Origin of the sequence: Streptomyces flavofungini (genome assembly GCF_014650815.1) — a bacterium.
Taxonomy (GTDB): domain Bacteria; phylum Actinomycetota; class Actinomycetes; order Streptomycetales; family Streptomycetaceae; genus Streptomyces; species Streptomyces flavofungini.
Genome location: NZ_BMVR01000021.1, coordinates 81,784 through 93,701 on the forward strand (window position 1 = coordinate 81,784; position 11,918 = coordinate 93,701).

At 74.0% G+C, this 11,918-nt stretch carries 9 protein-coding genes; all 9 read left to right on the forward strand.

Translation table 11 applies throughout. The features are described 5' to 3' along the window. The first annotated feature begins 186 nt into the window (after positions 1-186). Positions 187-1,917 (forward strand): Rossmann-fold NAD(P)-binding domain-containing protein, encoded by a 1,731-nt coding sequence (locus IE274_RS36190; RefSeq protein ID WP_229910039.1) that lies wholly within the window; start codon positions 187-189, stop codon positions 1,915-1,917. Further along, positions 1,907-3,025, forward strand: coding sequence for a Gfo/Idh/MocA family oxidoreductase (locus tag IE274_RS36195; RefSeq protein ID WP_190120191.1), 1,119 nt, complete (start codon positions 1,907-1,909; stop codon positions 3,023-3,025). The genes IE274_RS36190 and IE274_RS36195 overlap by 11 nt, the downstream gene beginning before the upstream one ends. Then, positions 3,022-4,332 (forward strand): B12-binding domain-containing radical SAM protein, encoded by a 1,311-nt coding sequence (locus IE274_RS36200; RefSeq protein WP_190120192.1) that lies wholly within the window; start codon positions 3,022-3,024, stop codon positions 4,330-4,332. The genes IE274_RS36195 and IE274_RS36200 overlap by 4 nt, the downstream gene beginning before the upstream one ends. Positions 4,333-4,337: 5 nt before the next feature. Continuing rightward, positions 4,338-5,513, forward strand: coding sequence for a Gfo/Idh/MocA family protein (locus tag IE274_RS36205; RefSeq protein ID WP_190120193.1), 1,176 nt, complete (start codon positions 4,338-4,340; stop codon positions 5,511-5,513). Continuing rightward, positions 5,510-6,451, forward strand: coding sequence for a class I SAM-dependent methyltransferase (locus IE274_RS36210; RefSeq protein ID WP_190120194.1), 942 nt, complete (start codon positions 5,510-5,512; stop codon positions 6,449-6,451). The genes IE274_RS36205 and IE274_RS36210 overlap by 4 nt, the downstream gene beginning before the upstream one ends. Further along, a complete protein-coding gene (locus IE274_RS36215; RefSeq protein WP_229910040.1) occupies positions 6,448-8,139 on the forward strand; it encodes a serine hydrolase domain-containing protein in 1,692 nt (563 codons plus the stop codon). Before IE274_RS36210 ends, IE274_RS36215 begins: the two co-directional genes overlap by 4 nt. Before the next feature lie 60 nt (positions 8,140-8,199). Continuing rightward, a complete protein-coding gene (locus IE274_RS36220; protein WP_190120195.1) occupies positions 8,200-9,315 on the forward strand; it encodes a methyltransferase in 1,116 nt (371 codons plus the stop codon). A gap of 112 nt (positions 9,316-9,427) precedes the next feature. After that, entirely contained in the window at positions 9,428-10,639 is a 1,212-nt protein-coding gene (locus IE274_RS36225) for a cytochrome P450 (protein ID WP_190120196.1), read from the forward strand. 70 nt (positions 10,640-10,709) lie between these two features. Next, positions 10,710-11,834: an LLM class flavin-dependent oxidoreductase gene (locus tag IE274_RS36230; RefSeq protein WP_190120197.1), complete on the forward strand. Its 1,125-nt coding sequence runs from the start codon at positions 10,710-10,712 to the stop codon at positions 11,832-11,834. The last annotated feature ends 84 nt before the right edge of the window (positions 11,835-11,918 follow it).

Below are 11,918 nucleotides of genomic sequence, written 5' to 3' on the forward strand. Positions count from 1 at the left end.
TCCCTTTTGTCGCTTGCGGGAAGCTCGTCGCCCGACAGATGCCCGGACACCCGCACCCGGCGGAGACTGACCGCCGAGGCCGACCGCAACTGCTGCGCACAGCGCAACGGCGGGGCCGCGTGAGGCTGTTCTCACAAGGAATGCACGCCTGGCATGGGTGGACATATGTCGCTATCTGAAGTGGGTTTGAATCACGTTCAACACGAGGAGGAGGTGTCGCAGTGCGGGCCGTCCGGCCCGTTCGAAGTGGTGGACGGCTGTCTCGATCCCGACGCCGTCCTGACGGCGGTGCGTACGGTCATCGCCGGGCAGACCTGGCCCAGGGAACCGGCCCGCCTGCACGAGGAGGGGCCCGGCCGGTGCACGGTGCGCGTCGAGGGCGTCGTCCTGACGGTGCGCAGCGCCCCCTTGCCCGCGGGACCACCGGGAACGCTCGACGCCGTGACGTCCGCAGGGCCCGCGGGGTCCGTGGCGTCCGTGGGGCACACGGGATCCGTGGCGTCCGCGGGGCACACAGGATCCGTGGCATCCGCCGCGTACGCGCACCGGGTGCTGGTGTCGGCGTCCGGACCGCTGCCGCCGCGCGCACAGTCGGTGTTCGCCGCGCTCGTCGCGGAGCTGGGGCGGCGCGCGCAGTGCTACACCCAGGCCGAGGCCGACACGATCGTGGCGGCGATGCCGCTGCTCGGCCGCTACGACGCTCCCGAACCGGCCTTCGCCGACTGGGCGTTGATCTTCCGCGACCACTACGTGGAGAACAGCGTGGGCCTGCTGCTCGCCATGGAGCGGGCCGGAATCGCACCCGAGTGGATCTACGCCCTCTCCAAGGGCGACCGCACGCTGCACCGGGACCGGGTGCACACCTGGTTCCTGCACCGCGGCTACGCCAGCGACGTGCTGGACAACTCGGTGATCAACGGGACGGCGGACGAGGCCGCCCGGGCCGAGGCGCTGGCCGTCGACGCCCGCGTGGAGGACTTCATCCGCCGGGCGCACGCCGTCGGCCGCAAGGTCCTCGTCATCGACGACGGCGGGCTGCTCGCCCAGGGGCGCGGCAGCGACAACGGTCTGGTCGAGCCGGTGGACGCGGCCATCGAGCTGACCGTCAGCGGTCTCAAGCGCATCCACGACGCGCCGGGCCGACTGGCCGTGCCCGTCCTGAACCTGGCCCGCTCGCAGCTCAAGTCGCGCCTGGGCTACAACGAGATCGCCGACTCGTGCGTGCGCCGGCTGCGCGCCATCGTGCCCGGCGAGAAGTTCATCGGCCGCCATGTGCTGGTCCTCGGCTACGGCACGCTCGGCAACCGCGTGGCCCACGCCCTGCGCGCGCTCGGCTGTCGCGTGCACGTCGTGGACACCGACATCCTGGCGCTCATCACGGCCGCCGAGGACGGCTTCGAGACGCACCGCACCATCGCCGAGGCGCTCACCGACCACCGCCCCTTCCTCGTCATCGGCAGCAGCGGCGGCACGGCCGTCACCGAGCGGGACGTCCCGCTGCTCGCCGACGGCACGCTCCTGGCCGGTTTCGCGACCAAGGACTTCAGCGTGCTCAGCGAGGGCCGCTGCGGCGCGACCTCGACGCCCGTGCCCTACGTGGGCGTGCGCCACCACCTGCCGCACGGCGCGACGGTCACGCTCCTCGGCGACGGCCGCTCGCTCAACCTGTACGAGTACGAGGGCATCGCCAACCGCGGGTACGACGCCTACCGGGCCGGAACCCTGCTCGCGGCCAAGCGCCTGTGCCGGGACGTGGACTCCCTCACCCCGGGAGTGCACCTCGACGTCGTCGACGAACTCATCGACGAGGCCGGTCTCTTCCCCGCGTACTACGACTGCTACCTGCGCGAAGGGCGGCCAGCGGGCACCGGCCCGTACGACACCACGACACCCGTGGGGGACGCCTATGTCCGCTAGGACGCATGTGTGCATCGTCGGCTACGGCGTCGCGGGACAACTGCACCACCGGCTGCTCGGCGGGCTCGGCGTGCGCGTCTCGGTCGTCGACCCGGCGGCCGCCCGGCTCGCGCCGTCCCTGCCCGCGTATGCCCGGATCGAGGACGTGCCACGCCATCCTCCGGTCGACGTGTGGTCGGTGTGCACGCCCACCGCCGCACACGTGGAGACGGCCGCCGCCGTCCTGGACCGGGACCCGTCGGCCCGTCTCCTCGTCGAGAAGCCGGTGTGCCGCTCCTGGGAGGCCCCCGACCTGTCCGCGCTGCTCGCCAAGTACGACGAGAGCCGCCTGGTGGTCATGGACCAGTACGCGCACGCCACGGCGCCCGACATCCTCAGGGCCGCGCGCGAGGAGTGGGCGCCGGGCCACCCGATCGACGCGGTGCGGGTCGCCTTCGGCAAGGACCGGCGCGCGGACATCGCCTCGGGCCGCTTCGTCGACCGCGACTACGGCGTGTTCGGCTATGAGTGGCTGCACATGCTCGCCCTGCTCGGCACGGTCCTGCCGCCCGCCGTGCACGACCGCTACCTGGCCACCGACCCCGGCTGCCACGACCTCGGGGTCGCCCACGAGCCGGAGCTGACGAGCGTCGCGGCCCACGACCGGACCCGCCCGCCGGGCGGGCCCGCGGTGGAGCTGTACTCGACGATCGTCGGCCCGCACGCGGGGCCCGGCTGCCCGGCCCCCGCCTGGTACCCGCGGACGGCCACCGGCGCGGAGAGCAGGCAGCGCCTCGTCCGGGTCGACGCCGGTCCGGTCTCCTTCCGCCTCGACCTCGACCCGGTCGGCCTGCCCGGCGGCACTCCCCTGCCGCGCAACACGCACCGCCTGACCATGCGCCGGGCCGAGGGCGCCCGCGAGTGGCTCATCCACGACTCGCCCATGGAGAACGCCCTGCGCTGGGCCCTGTCCACGCTCTTCGCCCCGGGCCCGCGCTCCGCACCGGACCTGCGCGGCATCGCCCGCATCAGCCGGCTCGCGGACCGGGCCCGCGCCCAGGAGCAGCTGCCCGTCGGCGCGCCGTCACCGGTGCTCCGAACCCCGACCGTGGAAGTGAACCCGTCATGAGCAGCGTCTGCCTCGTCATCCCCAGCAATCCCTTCGACCGGTACTTCATCCAACTGCCCCTGGACGCGGTGACCGCCGCCGGGCAACTGCGGGCCGCGGGCCACTCCGTGACCATCTGGGACCAGCGCCTGCAGGACGCTCCGGCCGCCGCGGAACCGTTCGACGTCCTCGTCGTCTACAGCGCCATCGCGGACCGGGCCCAGTGCTACCCCCTGGACCTCGGCCCGGTGCGGGCGGCCGTGGAGCGGGCCGTCGCCCGCTTCCCGCACGCCCGTACGGTCGCGGTCGGCCCGCACGGCACCCAACTGCCCGAATCCACCCGCGCCGACCTCGCCGTGGACCACGTGGCCGTCGGCGAGACCGACTCGGCGACCGTCGGCGCCGTCACCGACCTGCTGGCGGGAGTCACGGAGCCGGTCCTGTGCGACCGGAGCGCGCCGCACAACCTGCTCGACTCCCCCGCGCCGCGCCCGAAGCCCTACCCCGCCGTGCCCCTGGACTCCTTCGCCTTCCCCGCCTTCGACCTGGTGCCCACCGCCGACTACACCGCCGAGGTCATCTCCGGCGGCCTGCCGCTGCCGGGCCCGTGCGGCATGGTCCTGGCCGCCCGCGGCTGCACGTACGGCTGCACCTACTGCCACCTGCCGTTCGGCACCCGCATGCGCACCCAGCCCCTGGACCGGGTGGTCGCGGAGATCGACGCCCAGCAGAACGCGGGCCTGGAGTTCGTGTTCTTCCTGGACTACGTCTTCGGCATCAACCGCGGCTTCTACAGCGGGCTGTGCGAGCGCCTCGACGGTCGCGGTCTGGGCTGGGTGGGGCAGACCCGGGCGGAGATCGTGCTCAAGAGCGATGTGACGCAGTGGGCGCGGGCGGGCTGCCAGGGCATGTGGCTGGGTGCCGAGTCACCCGCGATCGCCGACACCGGCGTGCACAAGCGGGTCACCGAGGAGCAGATCAAGCAGGCGGTCCTGAAGCTGCGGGACGCGGGCATCGTGCCGTTCGCGTTCGTCCTGATCGGCCTGCCGGGCGACGAGGCGTGCATCTCCGGCCGACTCGTCGACTGGGCCGCCGAGATGCCCGCCTGGTTCGGCATCAACCAGCTCTACCTGCGCCCCGGCACCACGCTGTACGACCAGCTCGCGCCCGAGCACAACGGCGGCCGGATGCCGACCACCTGGCATGAGGTGGAAGAGGTCACCCGGCACTACCGCGCCACCTACCCGATCGACCTGGACGCCCAGCAGCAGCGCCTGACGGAGCTGCCGAACTTCCTGGGCAACTCCATCGTCCCGACGGCGGGGTGAGGCACGTGCTGCGCTTCGGCATCATCGGCTGCGGTGTGCTCGGCTCGTTCCTGGGGCGTCTCCTCACCCACGAGCAGGAGGGCCTGCCCGGCGTGGCCCGCCTGGTCGCGGTGGCCGGTCGCGATCCGCGGCGCACCAAGGACACAGCCGCGGCCCTGGGCTGCGATCCGCTGACCGTCACCGACCTGCTCGCCAGGACCGACGTCGACGCCGTGGTGGTCTGCACGCCGAGCGGCACGCACGCCGACCTGGGCGTGCGGGCGCTGCGGGCGGGCAAGCACGTGCTGGTGGAGAAGCCGGTCGAGGTCACGCTCGACGCCGCCGACCGGCTGCTCACCGCCGCGCAGGGCAGCGGCCTGACCTTGGGGGTCGTCTCCCAGCACCGCTTCGACCCGGCCGTCCGCCTCGTCAGGTCCGCCGTGGCCGAGGGCCGGTTCGGGAGGCTGACCTCCCTGGTCGTGGAGCTGCCGTGGTGGCGCGAGCAGTCGTACTACGCGTCCGGCTCCTGGCGCGGCACGCCGGACCTGGACGGCGGCGGCGCGCTGATCAACCAGGCGGTGCATCTGGTGGACCTGGCCCAGCACCTGGCCGGTCCGGTCGCGGAGGTGGCCGCGCACACCGGCCTGCTCGCCCACCACGACATCGATGTCGAGGACGTGGCCAGCGCCAGCCTGCGCTTCGCCGGGGGCGCCCTGGGGGTGCTGCTCGCCACCACGGCCGCCTACCCGGGGCGCACCGCCCGCCTCGCGGTGCACGGGGACCGCGGCAGCGCGGTGCTCGACAACGACGAGCTGGTGTACTTCCACGCGGCGCGCGAGGGTGAACGGGCCGCCGCCTACGGCGCGTTCGGTGCGGGCAACCAGGTCGCCGACGTGCTGCCGCCGCAGCGGGCCGAGCCGCGGCGCGACCAGGGCGGACTGCTCTACCAGCCGCACCGTGACCAGCTCTCCGACTTCTGCGCCGCCGTGCGCGCGGGCCGCCCGCCGCTGGCCGACGGGGACAGCGCCCGCCGCGCCCTGGAGGTGGTGACCGCCGTCTACGCCTCGGCCCGCACCGGCACGCCCGTCCGCACCGGTGCCCCCGTCCACGCCGGCACACCCCCACGCACCAGTACGCCCGTGCCCGCCAACCGTGCCGCTCCGCCCAGCGGTTCGCCCGCCCCCGAAGGGACCTCGCCGTGACCGAGACCGCCGCCTCTCCCCCGCCCGCCACCCGCTCCGCCCGGACCGTCGCGCGGCCCGCCACCGCCGACGAGCGCAAGGCCGCGCTCGCCGGTCTCTTCGACCGCAGCGCGCCCACGTACGAGCGGGTGGGTGTCAACCACTTCGCCGACCTCGGGCAGCGTCTGATCGGCCACGCCGACGTGCTGCCCGGCGACCGGATCCTCGACATCGGGTGCGGCACCGGCGCCGTGCTCGTCCCCGCGGCCCGGGCCACCGGCACCACCGGCAGCGCGGTCGGTGTCGACCTGTCGGCCGGTATGGTCGCGCGCTCCCGTGCGGCGCTGCGCGAGGCAGGTCTCACCCACGCCCACGCCGTGGTCGCGGACGCCGAGACGATCGACTGGGACGCCCAGGGCGGCGTGCACCCGCCCGCGGACGGCACGCTGGACGTCGTGTGCGCGGGCATCTCGCTGTTCTTCCTCCCCCACCCGCGCCAAGCCGTGTCCCGCTACCGGGAGTTGCTCGGCCCCGGCGGCCGCCTGGCCGTGTCCTGGTGGGGACGGCCCGACCCCCGCTGGGACCCGGTCTTCGCGGCCAGCGCCCCCTACGGGCGCGGAGGCTCCTCGCACGCGCTGCCCGAGGACAGCCCCTTCCGTTCCGTGGCGGCGCTGCACGCGATGCTGGAGGAGGCCGGTTACGCCTCGGTGGAGACCGTGGAGGAGCCGTGCGTGACCCGTTTCCGGGGACCGCACCAGTGGTGGGACTGGGTCTGGTCCACCGCGGGGCGGATGTTCTGGGAGGGCGTGCCCGCCGAGTCGCGCGAGCGGGCCGAGGCGGCGGTCAACGCCGAACTCGACCGGCTCCGGGCCCCCGACGGCAGCCTGACCAGCACCTCCGCGGTGCGCTTCACCGTCGCACGGGCGCAGCGGTCGCCGGGCTCCGGGGCGATGCGGTGAGCGGGGTCGGTGACGTGGTGCGGGCCGACGCCGCGCCGCGGGCCGACAGGGGGACGGGGGTGGACGTGCCCGCGCCCAGCCCGCTCTTCTCCGCGCGGTGGCTGCGGTGCGCCGCCGACGTGACGGCCGCCGAGCCGCCGGACGGGGACTCGGCGGTGCGCCTCGGCCTGTGTCTGACCGACGCTCCCGCCGGGACCGCGGAGCGGGTCCTCGTGCGGGCCGACCTGCCCACCGGGCGGCTGCGGTTCAGCGACGGGGACTGGGGCGAGCGGCCCGCCCTGGTGCTCACGCTGAGCGTCGCGGACGCCGCCGTGTTCCTCTTCGGCGACGGGGTGCGGCGGGTGCGGCTCTTCGAACGTGCCGGGGTCCGCCTCGAGGGCGTGTTCCTGTTCGTCTTCTTCCTGGACCGGATGCTCCAACAGGACCGGTCCGGTGTCCTGGCGCGGCTGCGCGCGGTGACCGCGGGCCTGCCCCCGGCCGGGGACGCCGCGCCGCACGGCCGCCGCCCGCACCCGGCGCCGGGCCGGGCCGACGCCACCCAGGAGGAGTACGAGGAGAAGGAGCACGAGGAGGAGGCCCGCCGCCAGGCCGAGCGGATCCTGCCGGGCACGCTGGCCGTCCTGCGCGCGGAACTCGGCCGCAGCACCCCGGGCGCCCAGCTCGCCGTCGTCCACCGCGCGTCGGGCACCCGCCTGTCCGTGGCGCTCGGCGACTGCCGCCCCGGTGTCCCCTTCACCCGCGCCGCCCTGCCCATCTGGTACTGCTGCTCCAAGTCGGTGGGCGCCGTGGCCGTGGGCCAGCTGTGGGAGCGGGGCCTGCTCGATCCGCTGGCGCCCGTCTGCGCGTATCTGCCGTGGTTCACCGGCGACGGCCGGGAGACCGTCACGCTGTACCAGCTCCTCACCCACACCTCGGCCGTGCCCATGGGCCTCGATCCGCTGCACGGCACCATGGCCGCTCCCCTCGCCCTGCGCCGGGAGCGGCTGCGCACGATGACGGTGCCGCCCGACGCGCGGCCGGGCACCCGGATCGCGTACGCGCCGTGGTGGGCGTGGTTCCTGATCGCCGAGGTGGTCCGGGCCCTCGACGGGCGCGACTACGAGCGCTATCTCACCGAGGAGGTCCTCGCGCCCTGCGGCATGGACGCCACCCGGGTCGTGCTCAGCCCGCGGGAGTACCGCGACACGGCCGACCGGCTGCCGCTCATCCACCTCGCCGGCGGCGGCGCCCCCGTCCAGGCCACGCACTGGTACGCCACCGAGGCGTCCTGCACCCGCCCCATCCCGGGACTCAACATCCGCGGCCCGATGTCCGATCTGGCGCTGTTCTTCGAGGCCCTGATGAACGGCGGGCAGGGCCGGAAGGGCCGCGTGCTTCGCCCCCAGACGGTGCTGGCGCTCACCGCGCGCCACCGGGTGGGCCTGGTCGACGCCTTCGGCAACGCGGACTGGGGGCTCGGCTTCCGCAACGAGTCCCACCACCTGGGCGAGATCTGCACGGCCTTCAGCCGCCACGCCTCACTGCGCACCTTCGGCCACTACGGCCTGTGGACCTCGTCGGCCTTCGCGGACCCCGACGCCGGGCTCGTCGTGGCACTGCACCTCAACGGCAAGACCTGGCAGGAGGAGCACCAGACACGCATGATCGCGATCGGCGACGCCCTCTACAAGGATCTGGGCCTGACGTAGACCACCAATTCAGCCGCCCCCCAATACCCCCAACACCCCTCCCCCTGAATGGAGTTCCGCATGACCGACCCCGCCGCACCCGGGCCCGGCGCGCCCGACTCGCCGCACGCCATCATCGATCTCGCCGTCGCCTTCTGGAAGTCCAAGGTCCTGCTGAGTGCCGTGGAGCTGAAGGTCTTCGCCGCCCTGGCCGAACGGCCCGCGACGGGCACGGAGTTGCGCGCCCGCCTCGGCATCACCGGGCGCGGCGGCGCCGACTTCCTCGACGCCCTGGTCTCGATGGGCCTCCTGGAGCGGCGGGACGGCGTGTACCAGAACGCCCCGCTCGCCGACCGGCACCTGGACCCGGCCAAGCCCGCCACCGACATCTCGGGCTACCTGGAGTTCCTCAACGCGGGCTTCCCCTGCTGGGCCGGTCTCACGGAGGGGCTGCGCACGGGCGGGCGGCTCGACTTCACCCGCGCCCTCGCCGCGTCCGGCAACACCGACGGCTCCGGCGAAGCGCCGACCGAGCCCGCCCTGGTCGAGGCCGACGCCGACAGCGACACCTTCGGCGAGGCCTTCGCCGCGCCGGACCAGGTGAGCGGATTCCTGCGGGCCATGACCGGCTACAGCATGGGCGCCAACCACGCGCTCGCCGAGACGCACGACTGGCGGAACGTGCGCACGGTGGCGGACGTGGGCTGCGCCGAGGGTTCCCTCCTCGCCCAGATCCTCACCCGCCACGAGCACGTGGAGGGCATCGGCTTCGACCTGCCCGTGGTCGAGGAGGGATTCACGGCGCACACCAAGCAGTTGGGCATCGCCGACCGGGCGCGCTTCGAGGGCGGCGACTTCTTCACCGGCCCGCTGCCCACGGCCGACGTCCTCGTCATGGGACACGTCCTGCACGACTGGGACCTGGACATCAAGAAGATGCTGATCCGCAAGGCGTACGAGGCCCTGCCCGCGGGCGGTTCGCTGCTCATCTACGAGTCCCTGATCGACGACGACCGCAGGGACCGCACCACCGGCCTGCTGATCAGTCTGAACGTGTCCCTGGTCTCCGCCGGGGGCCTCGGCTACACGGGCGCCGACTGCCGGTCGTGGCTGGCGGAATCCGGTTTCGCCGAGACGTCCGTACGTCATCTCGACGGCCCGGAGTACCTCGTCGTCGGCACCAAGAGGGCCGACTAGCGCGCACCTGGCCGCCAGTTGACGAAGCACCGGAGGGGCGGCGGGTGCCGGGCCGGGCGAACTCCCGTACCGCACCGGCCGCCCTCCCTTGAGCGGGAGCACACACGGACTGATGAATCCTCCGCACCTGCCGAGCGGGACGGCCCACCAGCACGGGCCGCTTCCCGACTTCCTGCCCACCGCGGACGGCGCGGCCGAGGTCGTGCCCGTCGTCGCGCCCACCGGTGACCGCATCTGGTTGGTCACCGCCTTCGACCTGGGCCGCTCGGTCCTCACCGACGAGCGGTTCAGCCGCGCCGCGGCCGCCGCACCCGAGGCCCCGGCCAGCCACCCGATGCGCCCGGACCCGGCGGCCCTGACCAGTCTCGACCCGCCCCAGCACACCCGGCTGCGGCGCCTGGTGAACCATCCGTTCACGCCCCGGGCCGTGGCCGGTCTGGAGGAGGGCATCCGGCGCCAGGCCCGCCGACTCCTGGCCGGGCGGGACCGGATCGACCTCGTCTCGCAGTACGCGATGCCGCTGTCCGCCGCCACCATCTGCCGCGTCCTCGGCGTACCCAAGGCCGAGCACACGCACTTCGCCGACCTCGCGGACCGCGCGCTCGGCGTCACCACCGGCGACTTCGCGGAGCAGGGCCCGGCCCGCGACGCGCTGCGCGCCTACATCGGCGAGTTGATCAGCCGGGCCCGCCGCGCCCCCGGCGAGCACGTCCTCGGCGCCCTCGCCACGGCGTACGACGAAGACGGCACGCTGAGCCACGACGAGCTGACGGCGCTGGTCGAGCTGCTGCTCAACGCGGGCTACGAGACGTCCATCGGCCAACTGGGCCTGGCTGTCGTCACCTTGCTCGAACACCCCGAACAGTGGCACCGCTTGGCGGCGGCGCCGCACCGCGAGGCGGCCGCGGCGGTGGAGGAGCTCCTTCGCCACACGCCGGTCGTGCCGATGAGCTTCACACGCGTCGCCCGGCAGGACGTACGGCTCGGCACGGTCGTGGTGCGGGCCGGGGAGGCGCTCGTGGTGTCGCTGCTGCACGCGAACTTCGACGCGCGCGCCCATCGCGACCCCACCCGCCTCGACATCACCCGCCGCCCCGCCCGCCACTTGACGTTCGGCCACGGCGCGCACATCTGCCTGGGAGCCCAGCTGGCCCGTACCCAGCTGCGCGTGGCCCTGGCGGAACTGGCCGCGGCGGCCCCCGGCCTCACGCCCCGCACCCCTCTGTCCGCCCTGCGCTGGCGGCAGCCCGAGGCGGTCGTGCGCGGCCCGCTCGCCCTGCCCGTACACCTGACCGCCACCCGGGCGGGGGCCGTTCCCGGGTGACGGTGCCCCAGGAGGATTCCGCACCACGGAGAGCAGAATCACTTTGCCCGCCCCGGGGACCTGACGGATCATGGAAACAGCAGAGGAGATCATCCGGGTCACCGCCGGAAACGACTCACCCGGAGCAGCCGTGGAAGACCAGCAGCGACAAGACGCGTCAGAGGCTCCGAGAGCGGACGTGGGGGCGACGCGGTTCTCCGTACTCGATCGCTCCCGCACCCGCGAGGGGCACGACCCCACGCAGCCCCTGCGGGACACCGTCGCGCTCGCCCAGGAGCTGGAGGCGCTCGGCTATCACCGCTTCTGGGTGTCCGAGCACCACGGCGTGCCCGGAGTCGCGGGTTCCGCGCCGACGGTGCTCGCGGCGGCGGTCGCCGGGGCCACCAGGACGATCCGGGTGGGCACGGGCGGGGTGATGCTGCCCAACCACCAACCGCTGGTGGTGGCCGAGCAGTTCGGGGTACTGGAGGCGCTGTTCCCGGGGCGGATCGACATGGGGCTCGGCCGTTCGGTCGGGTTCACGGACGGGGTGCGCAAGGCGCTCGGCCGCGACAAGCACGACGCGGACGACTTCGCGGCGCACCTGCACGAACTGCTCGGCTGGTTCCGGGGCACCTCGGACACGGGCGTGCACGCGCGTCCGGCCGAGGGGCTGAGCGTCCCGCCGTACGTCCTCGCCATCGGTGAGGGCGCCCGGATCGCGGCGGAGGCGGGGCTTCCGATGGTCGTCGGCGACATCCGGAGCCGCGCGAAGATGCTCGCCGCCATCGAGCGCTATCGCGCCGCGTTCCGGCCCTCCGCCTGGTCCGACGAGCCGTACGTGGTCATCTCGGGCTCCATCGCCGTCGCCGGCTCCGAGGAGGCGGCGCGCCGACTGCTCATACCGGAGGCCTGGTCCCTGGCGTACTCGCGCACGCACGGCACGTTCCCGCCGCTGCCGTCCGCCGAGAGCGTCGAGGAGCGCGCCGCGACGGGGGCGATGACGGACAAGGAGCGGGGCTTCTACGAGTCGGGGCTGCGCGGACACCTCCACGGCACCGAGGACCGGGTCGCCGCCGAGCTGGAGACGCTGATCAAGGAGAGCGGCGCGCAGGAGGTCCTGGTGACCACGAGCACGTACGACCGCGAGGGCCTCAGCGACTCCTTCCGGCGGCTCGCGCGGATCACCGGACTGCGGGGCCCCGGGGCCCCGTGACGCCACGGACCGATCCGCCCCGGGGTGCGGAACGGGCTCCGGCCTAGAATCGTGGGGTTTGCCCCCGACCTCGTACGGAGCCCG